Annotated in this window: 16 protein-coding genes and 8 pseudogenes; 9 read left to right on the top strand and 15 right to left on the bottom strand. The window is 69.7% G+C overall.

What is annotated here, in order from left to right; genetic code table 11:
* Positions 1-8 precede the first annotated feature (8 nt).
* From ACZ7G3_RS12705 to ACZ7G3_RS12675, 7 genes and pseudogenes are all read right to left on the bottom strand, one after another.
* A pseudogene (locus ACZ7G3_RS12705) lies at positions 9-1,212 on the bottom strand (RHS repeat domain-containing protein); the annotation flags it as partial.
* Between the two features lie 436 nt (positions 1,213-1,648).
* Positions 1,649-1,999 (bottom strand): hypothetical protein, encoded by a 351-nt coding sequence (locus ACZ7G3_RS12700; RefSeq protein WP_470925240.1) that lies wholly within the window; start codon positions 1,997-1,999, stop codon positions 1,649-1,651.
* A 192-nt stretch (positions 2,000-2,191) separates the two neighbouring features.
* Positions 2,192-2,656, bottom strand: a complete 465-nt coding sequence (locus ACZ7G3_RS12695; protein WP_470925238.1) for a barstar family protein — start codon at positions 2,654-2,656, stop codon at positions 2,192-2,194.
* A complete protein-coding gene (locus ACZ7G3_RS12690; protein WP_470925236.1) occupies positions 2,653-2,883 on the bottom strand; it encodes a hypothetical protein in 231 nt (76 codons plus the stop codon). Before ACZ7G3_RS12690 ends, ACZ7G3_RS12695 begins: the two co-directional genes overlap by 4 nt.
* A gap of 79 nt (positions 2,884-2,962) precedes the next feature.
* Positions 2,963-3,043, bottom strand: a pseudogene (locus ACZ7G3_RS12685) (RHS domain-containing protein); the annotation flags it as partial.
* A gap of 280 nt (positions 3,044-3,323) precedes the next feature.
* Positions 3,324-3,536 (bottom strand): annotated as a pseudogene (locus ACZ7G3_RS12680) (NUDIX domain-containing protein); the annotation flags it as partial.
* Between the two features lie 213 nt (positions 3,537-3,749).
* On the bottom strand, positions 3,750-4,817 hold the full coding sequence (locus ACZ7G3_RS12675) for an LLM class flavin-dependent oxidoreductase (protein ID WP_470925234.1): 1,068 nt from the start codon (positions 4,815-4,817) through the stop codon (positions 3,750-3,752).
* A gap of 96 nt (positions 4,818-4,913) precedes the next feature.
* On the opposite strand from ACZ7G3_RS12675, the gene ACZ7G3_RS12670 reads away from it, so the two are divergent.
* Complete coding sequence (locus ACZ7G3_RS12670) at positions 4,914-5,504, top strand: CGNR zinc finger domain-containing protein (protein ID WP_470925232.1); 591 nt, start codon at positions 4,914-4,916, stop codon at positions 5,502-5,504.
* 258 nt (positions 5,505-5,762) lie between these two features.
* Here ACZ7G3_RS12670 and ACZ7G3_RS12665 read toward each other — a convergent pair.
* The 5 genes and pseudogenes from ACZ7G3_RS12665 to ACZ7G3_RS12645 form a co-directional block, all read right to left on the bottom strand.
* Positions 5,763-7,099 (bottom strand): annotated as a pseudogene (locus ACZ7G3_RS12665) (MFS transporter).
* A gap of 323 nt (positions 7,100-7,422) precedes the next feature.
* A pseudogene (locus ACZ7G3_RS12660) lies at positions 7,423-8,284 on the bottom strand (lipoyl synthase); the annotation flags it as partial.
* Positions 8,285-8,442: 158 nt separating this feature from the next.
* Positions 8,443-8,706 (bottom strand): annotated as a pseudogene (locus ACZ7G3_RS12655) (IS110 family transposase); the annotation flags it as partial.
* Positions 8,707-8,728: 22 nt separating this feature from the next.
* Positions 8,729-10,342, bottom strand: a complete 1,614-nt coding sequence (locus tag ACZ7G3_RS12650; RefSeq protein ID WP_470925230.1) for an MFS transporter — start codon at positions 10,340-10,342, stop codon at positions 8,729-8,731.
* A gap of 133 nt (positions 10,343-10,475) precedes the next feature.
* Positions 10,476-11,483, bottom strand: a pseudogene (locus tag ACZ7G3_RS12645) (NAD(P)/FAD-dependent oxidoreductase).
* Positions 11,484-11,575: 92 nt separating this feature from the next.
* On the opposite strand from ACZ7G3_RS12645, the gene ACZ7G3_RS12640 reads away from it, so the two are divergent.
* The 3 genes and pseudogenes from ACZ7G3_RS12640 to ACZ7G3_RS12630 all read left to right on the top strand — a co-directional run.
* Positions 11,576-12,190, top strand: coding sequence for a helix-turn-helix domain-containing protein (locus ACZ7G3_RS12640; RefSeq protein WP_470925228.1), 615 nt, complete (start codon positions 11,576-11,578; stop codon positions 12,188-12,190).
* A gap of 130 nt (positions 12,191-12,320) precedes the next feature.
* Positions 12,321-13,214, top strand: coding sequence for a methyltransferase (locus ACZ7G3_RS12635; RefSeq protein WP_470925226.1), 894 nt, complete (start codon positions 12,321-12,323; stop codon positions 13,212-13,214).
* Positions 13,215-13,500: 286 nt separating this feature from the next.
* Positions 13,501-13,617, top strand: a pseudogene (locus ACZ7G3_RS12630) (IS481 family transposase); the annotation flags it as partial.
* Positions 13,618-13,630: 13 nt separating this feature from the next.
* Here the strand turns inward: ACZ7G3_RS12630 and ACZ7G3_RS12625 are convergent.
* Entirely contained in the window at positions 13,631-14,659 is a 1,029-nt protein-coding gene (locus ACZ7G3_RS12625) for a GlxA family transcriptional regulator (protein WP_470925224.1), read from the bottom strand.
* Between the two features lie 119 nt (positions 14,660-14,778).
* Here ACZ7G3_RS12625 and ACZ7G3_RS12620 point away from each other — a divergent pair, with 119 nt between their 5' ends.
* The 5 genes from ACZ7G3_RS12620 to ACZ7G3_RS12600 all read left to right on the top strand — a co-directional run bounded on the left by ACZ7G3_RS12620 (position 14,779) and on the right by ACZ7G3_RS12600 (position 18,913).
* Positions 14,779-15,408: an isochorismatase family protein gene (locus ACZ7G3_RS12620; RefSeq protein WP_470925222.1), complete on the top strand. Its 630-nt coding sequence runs from the start codon at positions 14,779-14,781 to the stop codon at positions 15,406-15,408.
* A gap of 236 nt (positions 15,409-15,644) precedes the next feature.
* Positions 15,645-17,018: a rhodanese-like domain-containing protein gene (locus tag ACZ7G3_RS12615; RefSeq protein ID WP_470925220.1), complete on the top strand. Its 1,374-nt coding sequence runs from the start codon at positions 15,645-15,647 to the stop codon at positions 17,016-17,018.
* A gap of 36 nt (positions 17,019-17,054) precedes the next feature.
* Positions 17,055-17,420: a rhodanese-like domain-containing protein gene (locus ACZ7G3_RS12610; RefSeq protein WP_470925218.1), complete on the top strand. Its 366-nt coding sequence runs from the start codon at positions 17,055-17,057 to the stop codon at positions 17,418-17,420.
* Entirely contained in the window at positions 17,417-18,154 is a 738-nt protein-coding gene (locus ACZ7G3_RS12605) for a sulfite exporter TauE/SafE family protein (RefSeq protein WP_470925216.1), read from the top strand. Before ACZ7G3_RS12610 ends, ACZ7G3_RS12605 begins: the two co-directional genes overlap by 4 nt.
* Before the next feature lie 183 nt (positions 18,155-18,337).
* A complete protein-coding gene (locus ACZ7G3_RS12600; RefSeq protein ID WP_470925214.1) occupies positions 18,338-18,913 on the top strand; it encodes a rhodanese-like domain-containing protein in 576 nt (191 codons plus the stop codon).
* 489 nt (positions 18,914-19,402) lie between these two features.
* Here the strand turns inward: ACZ7G3_RS12600 and ACZ7G3_RS12595 are convergent, their stop codons facing one another.
* Both ACZ7G3_RS12595 and ACZ7G3_RS12590 read right to left on the bottom strand, forming a co-directional pair.
* A complete protein-coding gene (locus tag ACZ7G3_RS12595) occupies positions 19,403-20,269 on the bottom strand; it encodes a cytochrome c biogenesis CcdA family protein (protein WP_470925212.1) in 867 nt (288 codons plus the stop codon).
* Positions 20,266-21,015 carry a DsbA family protein gene (locus ACZ7G3_RS12590; RefSeq protein WP_470925210.1) on the bottom strand — a complete coding sequence of 250 codons (750 nt, stop codon included), beginning with the start codon at positions 21,013-21,015 and terminating at the stop codon, positions 20,266-20,268. The genes ACZ7G3_RS12595 and ACZ7G3_RS12590 overlap by 4 nt, the downstream gene beginning before the upstream one ends.
* Between the last annotated feature and the right edge of the window lie 27 nt (positions 21,016-21,042).

Raw genomic sequence — 21,042 nt, 5'->3', positions numbered from 1 at the left:
ATGCCACCTCATCTGACCTGCACTCCGGGAGCCATATAGCCGTTCTTTGCTGGGATCCTGCCTTCCACCACGTCTGCGTGCGTAATCGATTTACCGGGATCGGTGGGCAAGCCGCCCGGCGCCTCGGCCCCGGAAGGACCCTTGATACCGGACGAACCGTATGCCGTGATGACGTTGCCTGCCCCCTGACGGTCGGCCCGAACTACCACGATGCCCTCACCCTGACGGAAGATCAGGTTTCCGCTGCCCGCCGTCGAGTGGTACACCGCGTCCGGCTTCTTGAGGATCTCCGTGACCATTTCCTCAGTAAAGCCATGGTCATGCGCGTGGTAGTTGCCAGCCTTCTTGATCTTGCTTTCCTGTGCCCTCTCGATGACCTGATCCATGGCCTTGAGGGCGTCTTCCCTGGCCTTCTGAGCCTTCTCCTCCTTCGTGTACTTGGGCATGAGCCCCAATGGGTCCCATCCGCTGTGCGGGTTGTCCACGTACGCGAAGGGGTTCGGGGCGGGAGCGAGGCCGAGGGGGTCGGGGGAGGTGTAGCGGCCGGTCTCGGGGTCGTAGGTGCCCCAGAGCGTGCTCTGGGTGCGCCAGGCGATGTCGCCCGTCTCGTCGATGAGCTCGGTCGGCGTGCCGATGAGGTCGGTGGCGATGGCGAAGAGCCGGCGGTCGATCTCCTCCTGGCGGTCGTCGGCCGTGAGGATGCGCTCGGTCTGGGCCAGGGGGACGTCAGCACGGTGGTGCCAGGTGAGGGCGACCGTGTTCGGGACGTCCGGCTGGTGGCTGGTCTGTTCGCACAGGGTGAGGCCGTCCCAGGTGAAGCGGACCTCCTCCACCACGCTCTCGCCGTCGGCCGCCAGGCGCTGTTTCGTGGCGCGGCGGCCGAGCGGGTCGTAGCAGTACCTCCACCGCGTCCCGTGGGGGGGGGCACGGAGGTGAGGCGGTTCTCCGTGTCCCAGGTAGCCATGTGTCCGGCTTGCGGGAGAGGCGGGTCTTCTGCCGCAGGGTGAGCCGGCCGAGGGCGTCGTACTCGAAGCGGACGTCTCCGGCGCGGGTGAGGGTGGTGCCGGTGCAGGCGCGCGGTCCGGTGGCCTCGCTGCCGGGGTGGCGGGACGGCCGGGATGCCGCGGTCTGGTTTCCGGCAGTGGAGACATTCGGGGCGCGCTGGAAACCGCCCGTCGTTCTGCTCCCGCACCGATGCAGACCGACCTCATCCCCGGAACCGAGGGAAGCGAGGCGCGCAAGCCGCACGCCGTAAGGCCACTCACCGCAGAGAGGAGCTCTTCGGCCGGAGCTCGCACGCGGCCACGTAGGAGCAGGAATTTCGGTGACACGCAGTCGTCCCGCAGAAGGCGACAAGATCCGTAGAGCTCTTGATGGCGATGACGTGTCTGCCGCACCGAGGGCGGGGGTGCCCAGCGATACCGACTGACTCGTGCACTGGCCCCTGCTTCGGCACGGGGACGAGCAGCGGACCGTGTTCGCCATCGAGTCTGAGTGCTCCGTGCCGCGAGACCGCCTGGTTTTTCTTTTCGGGCGAGACCGACCTGTTTCGACGCTGATTCTGGCGGGGCATCACGGCGCTCCCACCTTCCATGGCCCTGTGCTCCTTGCGCGTGCTCTCATGCAGGATGACAGATCGTCCTGCCTTCTATTGGAACAGGAGGCGGTCGCGTACCGAAAGGTGGGGTGTCACCTGAATTTCCATGGTCCCCATGCACTCGCCCGTGTGGAAATCGATGGAAATGTGCCTTATTGATTGACCTGAGGTGAAGGAAAAGCGAGTTGCAGATTCACGGAAGAAATCCAGCATCTCGATTCCCTGTTCGTTCATCCAGCGGATCCTCACCGATTTCGCCAAATGTATCGTAGGAAAAATAAGCGAGCGCCCCGAATCGCCTTGCACAGTGAGAATACGTGCGCCGCTCTCGTCTGAATCCGGCCATTCCCCGATGGTCTCGTAGATTTCTTCGTCGTCGGGGATGAGGAACTCTCGGTACACGTCCGCCTTCATTCCACTGTACGGCGGCCAGTGGTTCAGACTGTCTGAATGCTCACATTCGGGCCACTGTCGCGGAAGATGACTGTGGAGAGTCTATGCCCGCAGTCCGGCAGGATCTGCCAGGTACTCTCGGTACCAAGTGCTCCGTGCGGGCGTAGAGGGCCGATTCGGTCACGCCGAATTCACCGGGCCTCAATAGGTCCTGATTTCGCGGAGTACCTCCTCATGGGCATGGGGCGGGCACAGCAGTACGGCCTGAAAAGTGATCTTCTCCTGGCCTGGAAGCTCGGGCTTTCCCGCCCAGAACTTAACGGCGTCGTTCAGGGCACGGAAGAGGATTTCACGTTCTTCGGTGCTTTCGGAAAGTGCGACGTCGGCGTCATCGATGGTGAGGAGGAAATGCTTGGCGTTGATCCAGTGTAGATCGGTCAGGCAGTTCTGCAGTGCGTTCCAGTTCCAGCCGAAGTAGTCCGGGAGGCGCAGTGCCTCGTAGAATTGAGTGAACACCCCGTCGGAGTCGTGCATTTCCTGTCCTCGCATCCGGGCCGAGTAGATCAGTCCGGTGGGAGGCAGGGCGCGTGCAACGGAGAGCGGGGAGTCGGTCGGGACGACACACACTTCTTCCTCGTTACGTTCCCACCAGGTGGCGTTGCTCATCGACCGGTCTCCATCACGATGTACGTCTGATAATGGGTCGGAGTGTAGTACGCCGATCCGTCCGACCCGGTCACGACCCTCTCGCCGCCCCATTTCGGGTTGTCGATCGACTGCACCGTGCCCCATTCCGTATAGCGGATACTATTTCCCTGACTGTCGAATTCGGGAAGTTTGTAGGCGCCGCCCTTCCCGCTGTTCTCGAATGGCTTGGGGATGGACGGTCCCATGAGTTGAGGGCCCGCGCCCTGAGCCTCCACACCGAACTCGCGAATGTCACGGAGGACCGCTTCGGACTCCGCCGGAACCGCCCCAGAGCGTGCTCCGGGTGCGCCAGGCGATGTCGCCGGACTCGTCGACAAGTTCGGTGGGGGCACCGACAAGGTCGGTGGCGGCTCCACGCGAGTTCGTCGAGCAGCCGGTCCAGGACATGGGCGGTGAAGCCCCAGACATGGGCACCGTCGAGCCGGAATCCCGGCCCTGCCCAGTGCTCCCCGTACGTCACGGTGGTGCGGTTCTCCGGGTCCACGAGGTGGCTGCGGGGCACCCAGTGCCTCGACTGGCGGTTGCGCCAGTGCTGCGCCGGGCCGTTCGGGACATCGTCTCCGGCCCAGGGCGGCACCGGCGTGACGACGTTCGCGCTCGCCTCCAGGGCCAGGGTGGGCAAGGTGCCGAGCACGTGCCGTCGGCCGAGGATGATGCCGGTCTCCTCGTGGCACTCCGGGAGCGCGGCCGTGACGGGGGTCTCATTCAGTTCGATGCCGCCGCCGGGGAACGCGAACTCGCCCGGATGATGGCGCAGGACCCAGGAACGCCGCACGAGCAGGAAGGCGATGTCGTCGGCGACCGGCTCGGCCACTACCAGCACGGCGCTCGCCCGCATCGTGCGTCGGTGCTGCGGCGTGGCCCGTGGGAGCCCTGCCCGGCCCCACGGGTGCCGCCCACTCCGTCCGACGGGACCGGCCAGCTGCTCCCTGGCGCTGATCGTCGTCTCCGTCACCCTTCCTCCCGCTCTCGCGTCGGAGTCCTCGGCTTGCGCATCGGCGCGGTCGCCGGCACGCTCAGCGACACCGCCGGTGCCGGTCAAGCCCGGGACTCACCGTGAGGGGAGCGCGTAGTGGTCGGCGATGAGCTCGACCGTGCGGGCCTGGGCCTGGCGTGAGTAACCCATCACTACGAGCATCACTTCGTCGACTCCGGTGCGGGCATGGAGTCGTTCGAGGGCCGCGGCCACCTCCGGGCCGGTGCCGTTGAGGAACCGGTGGGTGTAGGTCTCGAGGATCTGCTGCTCCTGGAGACTGGCGGGGTATGCCTCGACCTCCTCCGGGGAAAGCAGGCTGTAGGGCCTGCGCTGGAACATCCGCAGCATGGCCATCGCCGACGAGGCCGCCTGACGCCGGGCCTCCGCCGGATCATCATGGGCGACCACGCCGACGCTGACGAGCGTGTACGGCTCGGTCAGGACCTTCGAGGGACGGAAGTTCTCCCGGTACAGACGCATGGCCGAGGCCACATCGGCGTCGCCGAACTGCAACGCGAAGGCGTAGGGGCGGCCGAGTTCGGCCGCGAGGCGCGCCGAGTAGGGCGAAGACCCCAGGATCCACGTTTCCGGCGCGGTCTCGGGGCGGGGCACCCGGTTCTCGTCCGCCTGCCACGGGCCCGGGACCGCGTGGACGTTCCGGTAGGGATGGCCGTCGGGGAAGTCGCCGCCGAGGAACCCGAGCAGTTCCAGCACCTGCTGCGGGAAGCCGTCGTTGGCGTGGTGGTGGCGGCGCAGCGCCGCGGCGGTCGCCAGGTCCGTGCCGGGCGCGCGCCCCAGTCCCAGATCGATCCGTCCCGGGGCGAGGGCCTCCAGCATGCCGAACTGCTCGGCGATCACGAGCGGCGCGTGGTTGGGCAGCATGATCCCGCCCGCCCCGAGCCGGATGCGGTTCGTCTCGCCGGTCAGGCGCGCCAGCATCAGCTGCGGCGAGGAGGTCGCAGCTCCGGGCATCGCGTGGTGCTCGGACATCCAGAAGCGGTGGTAGCCCCGCCGCTCGGCCAACCGGGCCAGAGCGATGACTTCACCGAAGGCTTCCTCGACGGTCTGCCCGACAGCGGTGTGTGCGTTGTCGAGCACCGACAGGGCGAACGGTGCGGTGCCCGAAGGCGGTGCGGGGATCATGCCACTGCTCGATTCTCACGGAAAATAGTTCTGTTCATCGTGAGATCCACGCTAACAGGTGTCTCATGGAAGAATGGCACTGATACCATGAGGATGATGCCGAAGATCCCACTCCCACCCGCCCCTGGAGCCGACGAGCACGTCAGCCTCGCGCTGGTCAACGGCACGGTGACGCTCCCCGGTGGGCATCGGGCAGACGAACTGGGCACCCCCGAGGAGGCCACCGGCTGGCTCGTCAGTCACGGCCTCGTACCCGCGCGGACGACGCTGCTGGCGTACTGCCAGAACCAGCTCACGGAACTCCGAGGCGATCTGCGCGCTCTCTTCACGGCGCACGTGGAGGGCAATGCTCCCCCGGAGCCGGCCCTGAACGGCATCAACCGGGCCCTCACCAAGGTCCCCAGCGCGCGGTTGCTGCGTCACGAACCGGACGAAGGATTCCGTCGGACCCCGGTGCACCCCGTGACGCAACTCGTCGAGCACGCGATGGCTCAGATCGCCGAGGACGCCGCCGCCCTGCTCACCGGCGACGAAGCATCTCGGATCGCACGCTGCGAGGCGCCCCCCTGCGACCGCTTCCTCCTGCGCACCCATGCACGCCGACAGTGGTGCTCCACCCGTTGCGGAGACCGCGTCCGAGCGGCCCGCTCCTACGCCCGCAAGCAGCAAGGCCGAGCCTTCGCTTGAGACCGGGCCGCACATCGGCGAGGGTCCGCCGCCGACATCGCCGCTGCGCACCAGACATACCTGGAGACCCCTCACCGGGAGATCAACCCTGAGCGCTCCGCCCGGCACCCCGCGCACCACTCGTGAAGGGCCGGATGAGATCGGCTGCTGAGCGGACCTGGACGGCAACCGGCGACCGGGACATCCTCGGGCCCCGCGGGCTCGCGGTGCGCAGTCCCGGCCCAGGAAGATTTCCTGGGCCGGGACTGAGCATCGCCCCTACCTCACCTCACGCTGCAAGCCGTTGCCGCCCTGCCCCTGCCGTATTCGCAAGGCCGCCACCATGACCGCGGGCAGGATCGCAAGGGCGAGCGCACCACCCGCGACGGCAAGCACGGAATAGCCCGCCGTGGCGACGACCAGGCCGGAAAGAAGTCCACCGGCCGCGCCCGCGATGGCGATAGCCACATCGGCCAGGCCCTGTGTCCTGGCGCGAGTGGCTGCCGGCGCGGCTTGGGTGACGATGGCGGTCCCGCTGACCAGGCCGAAGTTCCAGCCCAGCCCGAGGAGTACGAGTGCCACAGCCGAGAGCGCGACGGAGTCACCGGGTGCGCACGCGGCGAGGACGCCGGACGTGAGGAGGGTGAGCGCAGAAGCGGTGGCGACCGCCGTGCTGCCGTAGCGGTCGACCAGGAAACCCGTCAACGGGGATGGCAGGTACATGGCGCCGACGTGCAGACCGATGACGAGCCCGGAGGCTGCCGTGCCGTGACCGTGGTCATGCAGGTGGACCGGCGTCATCGTCATGACCGCGACCATCACCAGCTGGGAGAGGCCCATGACCAGTACGCCCACCAGGAGTCCGGGGCCCCGGTGTGCGCAGTGTGCCTCCGGCCGTTCCGCTCCGTCTGACGGCTCTCGTACCCCGGAGAGGGCGCGGGCAAGCAGCAGCGGGTCTGGGCGCAGCCAGACGGTCAGGACGAGGGCGGCCAGGGCGTAGGCGAGACCCGACAGCAGGAAGAGGCCCGTGAGGCTGGGCAGTTCGAGGGTTTCGGCGACACGTCCCGCCGGAGTCGCCAGGTTGGGGCCCGAGGATGCCGCCGAGCGTGGTGGCGACCAGCGCGGTGGACACAGCGCGGGCCCGGTAGGCGGGGGCCGCGAGGTCGGCTCCGGCATAGCGCGCCTGGAGGTTGGCGGCGGTCCCGGCGCCGTACAGCACGAGGGAGACGAAGAGCAGGACGGGGCTGTCCAGGGTGGCGGCAGCGACGACGCCTGCGCTGCCCAGCGCCCCGACGACGTAACCGGCGGCGAGTCCGGGACGCCGACCGCGTGCCTGTGAGATGCGGCCGATGGCGACAGCGGCGAGTGCGGACCCGCCGGTGAGCAGAGCGCTGGGCAAGCCGGCCAGGGTGGTCGATCCGAGCATGTCCTGGTACAGCAGTGCGCCGACGGTGATGCCTGCCGCGAGTCCGGCGCCGCTGAGGATCTGGGAGATCAGCAGGACGGTTCAGGATGCGCTTCTGCGTCTCCGGGACGGAACGGCGCAGGCCCGTCTCCGGCGGGCGGTTACCAGTATGCGGCGCGACCGGCGCCGAATAGGCCGCAGGCTTGGGCATGGACATTCTCCTGAGGTATTGAGCGGGTGGGATGGGATGTGATGGCCGGCAGCGCCGCGCGTCGATCAGCGCCGCCGTGCCCAAGGCGTGTGCGAATGCGGTCTGGGCGGAAGGCGCCGGCCGCCTCGCTGCCCGCAGGGGCCGCAGCTCCGGGAATGGGTGCTCGGCTGCTACGAGCGCTGCTGCGCCTCCGTCCTTCTGAGCGGTAGTCGTTGCAGATCGTCCGCGATGTGCTTGTTGCGCGGATCATCGAGGACACGCCACCGCCGGCGTCGGACCCTTGTCCTCCGTCGGCCGGGCAGTCCGGTGTGGTTCCTGCGCCTTCAGACCGCCCGAGGGAACGCTTCTTCGGCCGTGGCGGTCACGAGGTGCCGCGGTGCGGGCGGCACCTCGCGACCCTGTGCCGTCATGGCCTGGGCCCACAGTCGTCCGGCTCGGTAGGACGAGCGCACCAGTGGGCCGGCCAGCACGCCCGCGAACCCCATCCGGTCGGCCTCTGCCTTGAGTTCGGCGAACTCTTGCGGGCGTACCCAGCGGTCGACCGGGCGGTAGAGGGGCGACGGGCGCAGGTACTGGGTGAGGGTGAGGATGTCGCAGCCGGTCTCGCGCAGGGCGTGCAGTGTGGCGATGACTTCCTGGGTGGTCTCGCCCATGCCGAGGATCAGGTTGGATTTGGTGATCATGCCTGCTCGGTGGGCCTGGCGCAGGACGTCGAGGGAGCGGTCGAAGCGGAAGCCGGGGCGGATCTCGCGGAAGATGCGGGGGACGGTTTCCAGGTTGTGGGCGAAGACCTCGGGACGTGCCCCGAAGACGGTGGCGAGGTCGTCCGGGCGGCCGCCGAGGTCGTCGGCGAGGACTTCGACGCCCGAGCCCCGGGGTTCAGGGTGTGGATCTGGCGGATGGTCTCGGCGTGGAGCCAGGCGCCCGTATCGGGCAGGTCATGCGGGTGACGCCGGTGATGGTGGCGTAGCGCGGGCCCATGGTGCGCACCGACTCCGCCACGCGCCGGGGCTCGTCGCGGTCCAGCGGGAGGGGCTTGCCGGAGGTGATCTGGCGGAAGTCGCAACGGCGGGTGCAGACGGAGCCGCCGATCAGGAAGGTCGCCTCGCGGTCCTCCCCGCACTCGTAGATGTTGGGGCAGCCGGCTTCCTGGCAGACGGTGTGCAGGCCCTCGCTCTTGACGAGGGCGGCTATCGCCATACAGCGATGTTATTCGCTCGACCGTGCCCCAGGCCAACGGACTACGCACACCCGCGGGACCGCGAGCACGGCGAAGCTGCCGCGAAGTGATTTCCCATGTGGTTGTCAAGGTGTTCTGGCCCCGTAGAGAAGGCGCGGACGGTTCATGCCGGATGAGTGACCGGGGGCGCCTGGGTGAAGCAGCGTCCGTCGCGCAGTAACGCCCAGAGGACGTTCACGCGTCGTCGGGCGAGCGCGAGCACGGCCGGGGTGTGGCGTTTTCCTTCGGTGCGCTTGCGGTCGTAGAACGCCCGGGAGACGGGACACGTGCGGATGCTGATCAGGGCCGACTGGTAGAAGACTCGTTGCAGGCCGCGGTGGTAGCGCCAGGGCCGGTGGAGGTTGCCGCTGATGCGGCCGGAGCTCCGTCCGCACAGAGTTTCGGCGAGGTCAGCGAGCGGCGACGTTGTCCGCGACCCCGGTCTCGGGGGCTGCCTCGGCTTCGGGCCGGCGGGGTGTGGTGTTCTTCGGGCCGCGCAGGGCGACGTAGACGAGCAGGGCGGCCATGACGGCGGCGCCGACCCACATGGACTGCTGCCAACCGTCGACGAAGGACTGCTGCGCGGCGTGGATCAGATCCTGGGCGTGGCCTCCGGTGGTGGGCGCGACCTCTATGGCGTTGGCGATGCCCTCGCGTGCGGTGTCCGCGGCCCCGTCGGGGATGCCGTCGAGCTTGCCGTCGATGGCGCTGCGGTAGCCGCTGGCCAGGAGCGCGCCGAGCATCGCGATACCGAGAGCGGTGCCGAACTCGCGGGTGACGTCGTTGAGCGCGGAGGCCACGCCCTGCTTCGCGCGGGGCAGGGAGCCGGTGATGGCCTCGGTGGAGGGCGTCATCGACAGGCCCATGCCGATACCCATGACGATCATGCCGGCCAGGATGGACAGGTAGCCGCCGTCCACGGACACGAACAGCGCCATCAGCGCCAGGCCGAGCGTGGACAGGGCGACGCCCACCGTCATGGTGGAGCGGGCGCCGTTCCTGGCGGCCACCTTGGGGGCCAGGCCCGAGCCCGTCATCATCATGACGGCCATGGGCATCAGCGCCACGGTCGACAGCAGCCCCGACATGCCGAGCACAGCCTGGAAGAACGGGAAGAGGACCACGGCGATACCGGCCTGGACACCGAAGACCACCAGCAAGGTGATCGAGCCGCCGGCCAGGCCGCGCTCACGGAACAGGCGTACGTCCAACAGCGAGGCATCGCGGCGGCGCAGCTCCCAGGCCACGAAGGCAACGGCGGCGGCGACGCCGACGGCCAGGCTGACCAGCGTGATGGGGGCGGTCCAGCCGCGCTCGGGGCCTTCCTGCAGGACGAAGATGAGACCAGTCACGGCGACGATGGAGAGCAGCGCGCCGATGATGTCGAAGGAATGGGCGGAGCGTTCGCGGGAGTTGGGCACCGACTTCAGTGTCATCGCCAGCGCCGCGGCCCCCAGGACCACGGGCAGCACGAACAGCCAGCGCCAGTCGGCGACATCGACCAGCAGGGCGGACAGGAACATCCCCACGATGCCGCCGCCTCCGGCGACACCGGTCCACACACCGATCGCCTTGCCGCGTTCCTCCTCGGGGAAGGTGGAGGTGATGACGGCCAGGGTGATCGGCATGATCATCGCGGCGCTGACGCCGGCGGCCATCCGGGCCGCGATCATCGTCCCGGCCGTCGGGGCGAGTCCCGCGAGGACGCTGGCGGCGCCGAAGATGACCAACCCCGCGATCAACATGGGCTTGCGGCCCAGGCGATCACCGATGGCGCCGAGTGGCAGCAACAGCGCGGCCAGGGCGAGGGTGTAGCTGTTGATCATCCACAGGACGGCGGTCTGCGAGGCGCCGAACTCGACGGCCAGCTGGGTCTGGGCGACGCTCAGCCCCGACACCGAGGCGATGACAGCCATCAACGCGATCGAGACGGTGATCAGGATCGCGCGCAGCTGACGTGCATCCGGCGCACCCTCGTCGCCGGCCGGCGTGGCCGTCGCCTGAAGAGGCTGATGAGTACTCATGGTTTCCTTCCGAAAGGGTATGCGGAATCAGCGCCGGGACAAGACCGGTCGCCAGTTGGGTGAGACAGGGACTTGCTCACCGCGCGGACCGATGGATGGCGGCCGCGCGGTTGTTCAGCGGCGGGCGTACGTGTCAGCCGGTGGCCTTCTGTGCGACGGCGAGCGCGGCGTCGGTGTCCGCCGTGGCCGGCATCGCGTTGATGTGGGAGGCGGCCAGGGCTCCGGCCGCCGCGGCGGCGCCGCCCTGGGCAGCGAGGTCGGTAGCGTTGCCCGCCACCCACACACCCGGGATCTCGGTGGTGCCGGCCATGGCGGAGGCGAAGTGGCGGCCCAAGTTGTCCGGCAGGGCCTCCATGGGCAGCTTCGGCCCGTCCAGGCCCTCAGTGCGGGCCTCCATCCTTGTGGTGACGGCCAGGACCCGCCGCTCGACGAGGGTGCCGTCGGTCAGGCGGACACCCGCGAGGGCACCGTCGGTGTCGTTGGCGACTTCCCTCACGTCGGTCTCGAAGACGCGGTTGCCCCGGGCGGCGAAGCGGGCGCGGGTCCCGGAGCCCACGTCGGTGCCGCGGGTGAAGTAGATCGGATCGTCCGTCAGCTGGCGGAACAGCCAGGCGTGTGAATGGAGAGAGGGCCGGTGGCGAGGATGCCGATGGGCTTGTCGCGTACCTCGTAGCCGTGGCAGTAGGGGCAGTGCACCACGCTGTGGCCCCAGTGCTCGGCCAGGCCGGGCACCTCGGGCAGTACGTCGCGCAGGCCGCTGGCCACCAGCACACGGCGGGCCGTCAGCGTGCGGCCGTCGGCCAGAGTGACGGCGAACCGCAGATCGCCGGCCGCCGACGGGGCAGCGGGTTCCGCTGCGGCCACCTCCCCGAAGGCGATCCGGCCGCCGTACTGGCGTACCTGCTCGCGTCCGCGTCCCAGGATCTCGGGCGGCGGGACGCCCGTCCAGAACGATGAAGCCGTGCATGGCGGTGGCGGGGGCGTTGCGCGGGGTGCCGCTGTCGATCACGATGACCGAGCGGCGCGAGCGGGCCAGCATCAGCGCGCCGTTCAGGCCCGCGGCGCCGCCGCCGATCACGACGACGTCCACGGTCTCGGTGGGCAGTGCGTCGCTGTCGTGGTGGGAAGTCTGCGCAGACATGTCGCGCCCTTTCGTCGTACCTGGCCCCGTGGGTCGGACCATCTGTGTTCGACGTTAAGCGCATGTTGCATCACGGGCATACCATGCTGCCCATGACGCAAGAAGATGGTCAGCTCGACAGCCTCGTACGCAAACGGATCCGCGCCCTGCGCGTCGCGCAGGGCTGGTCCCTGGAGGAACTGGCCGGCCGGGCCAATCTCAGTCAGTCCTCACTGAGCCGCATCGAGAACGGTCAGCGCCGTCTCGCCCTGGACCAGCTCGTCACCCTCGCCCGCGCCCTGGACACCTCCTTGGACCAGCTCGTGGAGAACGCCGCCGAAAATGTCGTCATCAGCCCGATGATCGACGGCGCCCACGGGATGATGCGCTGGCCCGTAAAGGGCGACCCCGGCATGACCGTGATGCGCCAGCGGATGACCGACCCGCCGCCCGACAACCCGGCCCGCATGCGCGCCCACCCCGGCCGCGAATGGCTCGTCGTACTGTCCGGCACCGCCGTCCTCATGCTCGGTCACCGGCGCTTTCGCGTCGAAACCAACCAGGCCGCCGAGTTCCCCACCATGATGCCGCACGCCATCGGTGCCGAGGGCGGCCCCTGCGAGATCCTGGGCATCTTCGACCGTGACGCCCGCCGCGGCCACCGGAAAGACGCCGACACCGACGACTTCGAAGCCGACTGCACCAGCACCCAGGACCCCTGCGCATAGCGGGCCGTGGCTGGGCGGGAGGTCCCGGCAAAGCGGGCGATCTTGCGTGCCGGGCAGTGCACCGAACCGTCTCTTTGCTTTACGCGCAACGAGACGTGCGGCAGGCGCATGGCCAGCTTACGGTGGAGTCATGTCCCACACCCATCAGCACACCCACCACCACGGCAACGGCGGTCACCACCTCGGTCACGGCCAGGGCGGACATCCCGAAGGCGGCAATGGCGGCCAGGCGGAGATCCTCGACCTGGATGCCGAGGTGCTCGCCGAGCACATCGCGTCGATCACCGCCTGGCTGCCACTGAAGGACGAGCCGCGCCACATCGTGGACCTGGGTTGCGGCACCGGAGCGGGTGCCTTCGCCCTCCTCGAACGCTTCCTCGACGCGCACGTCACCGCCGTCGACACCTTCGCCGAGCACCTGAAGCTCCTACGCGAGAAGGCGTGCGCGCGCGGCATCCAGGAGCGCGTACGGATCGTGCAGGCCGACCTCGACCACAACGACTGGCCCGACCTCGGCCGACCGGACCTGGTGTGGGCCTCGGCCTCGATGCACCACATGGCCAACCCCGACCGCGCCCTGCGCAACGTCCGCGAACTGCTCGCCCCCGGCGGCCTGTTCGCCGTCGTCGAGCTCGCAGGCGTCCCCCGCTTCCTGCCCGCCCACGCCCCGGAGAACCGGCCCGGCCTCGAAGAGCGCGCCCATGCCGCGACCAACAGCTTCCACGCCGAGCGCGTTCCGCACCGCGGCGCCGACTGGGGCCCGATGCTGACCGCCGCCGGCTTCACCGTCGAGGACGAACGCACCCTCACCGTCAGCATCGCAGGGCCGCGCAGCGAAGCGGTCGGCCGCTACGCCTACGGCGTTCTGCAGCGCATCCGTAGCGTCGCCGCCCCCGGTCTCACCCCCGAGGACCTCGCCGCACTGGACGAGCTCCTGGACACCAGCAGCCCGAACAACCTGCTGCTCCGCGAGGACCTCGCCGTACGCACCGAGCGCACGGTGTGGGCCGCCCGCCGCGCCTGACTCCCGGCCAGGTGCGACGGTTCGCCTGTCGGCAGGGGGCGCATCATTCCTTGCCCCTGACAGGCGCGGTCGTCGAGGCGGTCGGGCCTCGCGCGGGTGTGCGATGACAGCGATGCCTGCGAGGAGGAGGTCGACGCCGGTTGCACACTCTTGGCGGTCATCGTGGTGGGCCAATTGCGGTGCGCTCGTGCGCGAAGCGCATCTGGTCTCGTCCGACGTGCGCGGTCCAATCCGCGGTCACAAAGAGCGATGCCAGCGGCAGGGCCCACATCACCCAGAGGTCTCCTTGCCTCACCCCGACGTCCGGCTGACCGTCCACGGCAGACGGCTCCTTGTCGACCCGGTCCGAGTCGGCAGGCCGCCGCGCGCAACGCGGCACTGGGGCGCACGGGGACGCCGCGAAGCGGCTTGGAGTCCTATGCCTCCGCGACGGAGGTGGCGTGTTCTGCGTATCCACCCAGGGCGGGCTCGGAAGTTCCTGGGGCAGAGCCGTTCATCCGGGTGCGATCGGTGAAGCGGTGGCGGTAGGACGTCGGTGTGGTCGCGTAGTGCGCGGTGAAGTTCTGCCGGAAGGTCACGGCGCTGGCGTACCCGCATGCCGCGGCGATGCGGGTGATGCTCCAGGTGGTCGTCTCCAGCAGTCTGCGGGCTTCATCGAGCCTGCGCGTGAGGACCCACTTGGCCGGGCTCATGCCGGTCGTCTCGTAGAAGCGGCGGGAGAAGTTGCGGGTGCTCATGTGCGCGTGGGCGGCGAGTTCGGTGACGGACAGGCGCTGATCGAGGTTGGCCAGGGCCCAGGTGATCGTGTCGCCGATGGGCCCCGCGGCGTCGTCGGGCACGGGCCGGTCGATGTACTGGGCCTGGTCACCCTCCCGGTGAGGCGCGATGACGAGATGGCGTGCGACGGTGGCGGCAGCCTCCGATCCCAGTCGGTTGCGGACGATGTGCAGGCAGGCGTCGAGCCCGGAGGCGGTGCCGGCCGAGGTGAGCACGTCACCGTGGTCCAGGTAGAGGGCGTCCGCGTGCACGTCCACGGCGGGGTACCGTTCGGCCAGTTCCGTCGCCGAGGCCCAGTGGGTGGCCACGGTCCGTCCGTCGAGCACGCCGCTGCCCGCCACGGGGAACGCGCCGAGGCAGAGTCCGACGATTCCCGCTCCGCGGCCGTGCGTGTCCCGGATCAGGGTGACAAGGTCGCCGTCCGGTTCAGGGAAGTCGGCGGGCCAGGAAGGAAAGACGAGCAGGTCGGCCCCTTCCGCCGCGGCGGGCCCGGCGAGGTCGTCGATCACGATCCCTTCCGAGGTACGGACCGAGCGCGCGTCCGTGCTCCAGACCGTGGTCGTCCACTCGGGGGCCAGGCCCTGCCGGGCCACTTCGCCGAACACGAGCAGGGGCGCGGCGAGGTGGAACGCGGTGATCCCGTCGAAGGCGTGAACGGCGATACGCATGCCTGTCCTGATCTCATCGATTAACAGCTTTTCTGCCACTCACTGTAGTGCCCGCTGCCCCATGAGCATGGGATCCACGGCGCTGTCCGCGCCGTACCACCAGAAACAGGAGAGACCACGTGACCACCCCACGCCGCGCCCTTGTCCTCATCGACGTGCAGCAGGAGTACTTCGACGGACCGCTGAACATCCAGTACCCGCCCCGCGGCGCATCGCTGAAGAACATCCTGCGCACCCTGGACATCGCCGCGCAGGCGGACCTGCCCGTCGTCGCCGTCCAGCACGAGTTCCCCGAAGGCACGCCGGTCTTCACGGCCGGCTCGCCCGGCTGGGAGAACCACCCGGAGGTGGAGCGCCGCATCGGCTCCACGACCAAGCGAGTGGTCAAGAACTACTCCGACATCTTCACCGCCACCGGCCTCGCCGAGTGGTTCCGGGAGAACGAGATCGACACGCTGACCCTGGTCGGCTACATGACGAACAACTGCGTCCTGTCCACCTCCGCCGCGGCCGAGCCCCTCGGCTTCACGATCGAGGTCCTCTCCGATGCCACCGGCGCCATCCACATCGCCAACGAGGCCGGCACCGCCTCCGCGCGACAGGTCCACGAGACCCTGATGACGCTGCTGCACTCGAACTGGGCCGCGGTCACCACCACCGACGCCTGGGCATCCGCCGTCACCGACGGGAACGGCCTCGCCAAGAGCGATCTCGTCACCTCGGCCACGCAGGGTCTGGCCGCTCACTGACGGCACTCCACGCTGCACAGGGTGAGAGCGCCTCGCACCAGGTCGAGGCCGTGGCGTTCTCACCCCGGCGGACCGTGCTCCAGGCATGCCCCCGTCCTTTTGCGTCGCACGCGGCAGCCATCGGACGGCGGCTGCCAGAAGCGGGACCACGACGCTGAAATACCCCCCTGGGTATAGATGTTAGTGTGAGTGACAGATACCCCCCCGGGTACATCGTTCGAGAGGAGTGGAGCGCCGTGTTCTTCGTCGACACCCTGGAGTTCGAGGGTCTGGGCAACCGCAGCTACCTGGCCGGCGGACCCGACGCAGCGGTGGTCATCGACCCGCCGCGGGACATCGACCAGATCATCGCCGCAGCGGCCCGTCGCGGAGTGCGCATCGCTTTCGTGGCCGAGACCCACGTGCACAACGACTACGTCACCGGCGGCCTGGAGCTCGCCCGCACCACCGGCGCCCAGTACCTCGTGCCGGTCGGCGCGCACGTGTCCTTCCCCCACACCCCCGTCGCCGACGGCGAGGTCGTGACGGTCGACGAGGGTCTGGTGCTGCGCGCGATCGCCACCCCCGGGCACACCCCGCACCACACCTCCTACGCCCTCGCCGAGGACGGACGCGGTGTGGCGGCGTTCACCGGCGGCTCGCTGCTGATCGGCACCGTGGGCCGTCCCGACCTGGTCGAGCCGCGGCTGACCGAGCAGCTCGCCCGCGCCCAGCACACCTCCGCCCACCGGCTCGCCGACGAGCTGGACGACGAAGTTCCGGTGCTGCCCACCCACGGCTTCGGCAGCTTCTGCTCCTCCTCACAGGCCGAAGGGGATGCGACCACGATCGGCCAGGAGCGCAAGACGAACGACGCACTGAACCTGGACGTCGACACCTTCGTCGCACAGATGCTCGCCGGGCTGGACGACGTGCCCGCCTACTACACGCACATGGCCCCGGCCAACGCCGCCGGTCCCGCACCGGTCGACCTCACCCCGCCCAGGCGTGCGAACGCCGAAGAGATCGCCTCCCGGCTGGCCGCGGGCGAGTGGGTCGTGGACCTGCGCAACCGTGTGACGTTCGCCGAGGGACACGTGGCCGGGTCGTTCAACTTCGAAGGCGAGGGCAAGCTCGCCACCTACCTGGCCTGGCTGATCCCGTGGGGCAAGCCCGTCACCCTGCTCGCCGACACCCCGGAGCAGGTCAGCGCCGCGCAGCGGGAACTGGCGCGGGTGGGCATCGACCGCCCGGCCGCCGCCGCCACCGGTGATCCGGCCGGCTGGGTCCGTAAGGGTGAGCGGCTCGCCTCCTTCCCCCGTGCCCGCTTCGCCGACCTCGCCGACCTCGCCGACGTCCGCGAGCGCGGCGATGACGTGGTCGTTCTGGACGTGCGCCGGGACTCCGAGCGTGCCGGCGGTCACATCGACGGCTCGGTCCACATCCCGATCCACGAGCTGCACGGACGCCTCGGCGAGGTGCCGGACGGGACGGTGTGGGTGCACTGCGCAGGCGGGATGCGGGCGGCGATCGCCGCCTCCCTGCTGGACGCCGCCGGCCGTGACGTGGTCGCCGTCGACGACGGCTTCGACGCCGCTGCGGATGCCGGGCTGTCCCTCGTCTCCGGCTGAGAGCGACCGTTTCACCTGTAAGGAAGGAAGCGTGTGATGTTCCTCTTTCGCCGAGCCGGGGCCCGCGTCACGGTCGACGAGGCACGCAGCCGCACCAGCGGCGGTCAGCCCGAGGCTGTTCTGCTGGATGTCCGTGAGGAGCCCGAGTGGGCCGCGGGCCACGCCCCGGGCGCCGTCCACGTACCGCTGACGGAACTGGCCGCCGGCGCCACCCTGCCCACCGAGGCGCAGGGTCGTCCACTGGTGGTGATCTGCCGCAGCGGTCACCGCTCCCAGCGGGCGGCCACACTCCTCGCCGAGCGCGGCGCGCAGGCGGTGGACGTCGAGGGCGGCATGAACGAGTGGGCCGCCGCCGGGCACCCGGTCGTCGACGGACGCGGGAACAGCGGCCAGATAACGTGAGCGTACTCGTTCTCGCCCTCATCGCCGGGGCCGTCATCGGTCTCGCCCTCGGCGCTCTCGGCGGTGGTGGCAGCGTTCTTGCCGTACCGGCACTGATCTACCTGCTCGGATTCACCCCGGCCGCCGCCACCACGGCCAGCCTGATCATCGTCACCGCCACCTCCGCCACCGCCCTGTACGCCCATACCCGCGACGGGAACGTGGCCTGGAAGACGGGGGCGCTGTTCGCCGCGGCGGGTATCGTCCCCGCCTTCCTCGCCGGGGCTGTTGCCGGGCGCCTGCCCCAGGCGGTACTGACCACGGCTTTCGCACTCATCGCCGCGCTGGCGGCCCTGCGCATGCTGCGGCCGTCCGCGGCCGAGTCGCCGCACCGGATCCGGGCCGGCAAGGCGGCCGGTACCGGTGCCGGACTGGGCGCCGTGACCGGGCTCCTCGGGGTCGGCGGAGGGTTCCTCGCCGTGCCCGCCCTCGTCAGCGTTCTGGGGCTACGGATGCGGCAGGCGGTCGGCACCAGCCTGCTCGTCATCACCGTGAACTCCCTCGCCGCGCTCGCCGCCCGCACCGGCACCGGCCTCCACTGGGAGGTCATCGGGCCCTTCACCGGAGCCGCGATCCTCGGCGCCTGGGACGGCAAGCGCCTCGCGACGAGGATCTCCGGCACCGCCCTCCAGAAGATCTTCGCCGGTGTCCTGCTGGCAGTGGCGGCGTTCATGCTCGTCGACGTAATCGCCTGAGACGTAAGGCTCGCCGGCTGTGTTCTGTCTCCTTCCCCGCACCGCGCCGACGGCCCATCCCGATGCCGAACAGCCTCTGCTCGGCCCGCGGTCCGGCTCCCGTCAGCTCAAGCTCCCTCCGACCCCGCACGACAACAGGGCCCCCGCCGGGGGCACCGTCGACACGCAAGGATGACCTCTCCCATGACCACGCCCACCGCCCTCACCACCGCCCAGGCACGCACCCGCCTGCACGAACTGACCGTCGTCGACGTGCGCACCCCGGGCGAATACGCCGGCGGTCACCTCCCCGGCGCGCTCAACGTCCCCCTCGACCAGATCCAGCGTGCGCTGCCCGAACTCCAGCATGCAGCCGACCGCGGCGACGTCCTGGTCGTCTGCGCCTCGGGTGCCCGCTCCGAGAACGCCTGCCGGATCCTCGCGGAGCACGGCGTCACCGCCGCCACCCTGTCGGGAGGCACCGGAGCCTGGGCGGCCGACGGCCACGAGCTGCAACGCCCCCAGGGCACCTCGCGTGCCACCTGGGGCATGGAGCGGCAGGTGAGGCTCACCGCAGGAGTGATCGTGCTGCTCGGCCTGCTGCTCGGCCTCGTCGTCCACCCCGCCTTCCAGCTCCTCTCCGCCGGCATCGCGGGCGGCCTGGTCTTCTCCGCCCTCACCAACACCTGCGGCATGGCCGCCATGCTCGCCAAGCTGCCCCACAACCGTCCCCGCGCCGCCGACTTCGACAACGCCCTGACCGCGCTGCGCAACCGCTGAACCATGCGTTGAGGAGGAGGCCGGACCCGGTCCCCTCCTCAGCGCATGTCAAGCGGGCAACCGAAGGCGTCCCGATCGAACGATCACTTCTGATTCTTCAGGACAGGCCCGGCGTGTGATGGGCGCTCGGTCGGTTTTCCGCCCCGGCGTTCACTTCTACCGGCCCAGATATGGGAGGGGGTATTTCACTCGGGGAGTGAGGTGCCCGAAGGCATGACGGGGGCAGAACGATCACGACGGGGGCAGAACGATCACCGGGGTGGGCGGACCGGGCCCAAGGCGGCGGACATCTGCGGCCCGCTCCTGGTGGAGTCGGGGGAACTCAGGAATGTCAGCAGTCGGGCAGGCCCGGACGCCGGAAGGAGAACCGGCAGACCGGGCCGGCACATGGCCGCGCACGAGGAGGCGCGTGCGTGCCCCGCCGCGGGCGGCCGAGGCCGCCCGCTCAGCCACTCCCCATGCCCTCTGAAGGTATCCCGGAGCGAACAATCACTCGCGTGCGGCCGACTCCGTTTCCGGCGGCGACTGCGGAACCCGCCGGCCGGCCGGCCGGAGCAGCACCAGCAGGGCGGCCAGCGCCGCCACACCGGCCAGGACCAGCACGACCAGCCGGTCGGACACCGCTGCGCCGATGTCGGACAGGCGTTCTTCCAGGGCGAACTCGGTGTCGGTGCTCAGTACCGACGGAAGCGCGGATGTTCCGTCGAAGGCCAGGAACGCCGCCCCGAGAGCGATGAAGAACAGGCCACCGATGAGGGAGGTGCTGTGCAGCGCCACCGGTCCCACCCGGAAAGAACGTCCCCGCAGCCAACGCTTGCGGCCCAGGTCGAACCGGTCCCACAGCGACGCCAGCACGAACATCGGAACCGCCATGCCCAGGGCGTAGACGGCGAGCAGCACCCCGCCGTGCAGGGGATCGCCATCCACCGCCGCCACGGTCAGGATGCCGCCCAGGATCGGCCCCGCGCAGAAGCCCGCCAGCCCGTACACCGCCCCCAGGGCGAACACCGACAGGGCCGAGCCCGAACGGCGCCCGCCCGCGGCCTGCGCCATCCGGCGGGACCCGAAGCCCACCCCGGCGATCTGCGCCACGCCCAGGGCGACGACCGTCCACCCTCCCACCGTCACCAGGGTGTCGCGGTGGCCGTAGAAGAGGCGGCTGGCGAACGAGCCGGCCACGCCGAGCGGTACGAGCGTCGTGCACAGCCCGATGTAGAACAGGCCGGTACGCGCCACCAGCCGGGTGCGGCTGCTGAAGGAGTAGGCGAAGAAGGCCGGCAGCAGCAGTGCGCTGCACGGACTGAGCAGGGCCAGCAGCCCGCCGAGGAACGCCACCGCCAAGCCGACTTCGCTCATCGCCCGGCCGCCTTCGCCGCCGTCTCGACGGCTTCCTCGAAGGTGGCCGTCGGCTGGGCCCCCAGGATCGGCCGGCCGTTGACCAGGAACGCCGGAGTGCTGGTCACACCGAGGACGTAGCCCTCCTCCTGGTCCTTTCGCACGGCCTTGCGGGCCTGGTCGGAGGCCATGTCGGCCTGGAAGCGCTCGATGTCGGTGATTCCCGCCTCACGGGCCATGGCGATGAGCTTCTCGGCGCTGAAATCGCCGGCGTTGCGTTCACGTGGCTTGCCGTAGGCGACGTCGTGGAACTCCCAGAACTTCTTCTGCTGTCCGGCCGCCCAGCCGGCCAGCGCGGCCTGCTCGGATTCCTCGCCGAAGACGGGGAAGTTGCGCCATTCGATGCGCAGGACTCCCTTGTCCACGTACGAGCGCAGCAGTTCGGGCTTGGTCTCGCGGGCGAACCGGCCGCAGAACGGGCACTGGAAGTCGGAGTACTCGATCATCACCACCGGGGCGTCCGCACGCCCGAGGGCCAGCGGGTCGGACGTATCGCGGCGGGCGAGGGCGAGCAGGCTCTCGTCGGCGGGCGCGGGAACGGCGGATTCAGTGACGACCGCGGGCTCGCCGGCAGTCTCGTTGCGGTTGCTCGAATCGTCGAGCGTGAGGGCGAAGGCCGCGGTCACCGCGGCGGCGGCGAGAACCGCGACGGCCGCGATGGTCCGCCTGCGGCTGCGGCGGGACGAGGACAGGGTGGATCCAGACATGGGACACCTCAGATGTTGAGGAGGAAA

It is taken from the genome of Streptomyces sp. NPDC037271, from assembly GCF_055603605.1.
The sequence above is the reverse complement of the archived record's forward strand: the minus strand, read 5'-3'. Positions and strand labels throughout refer to the sequence as shown.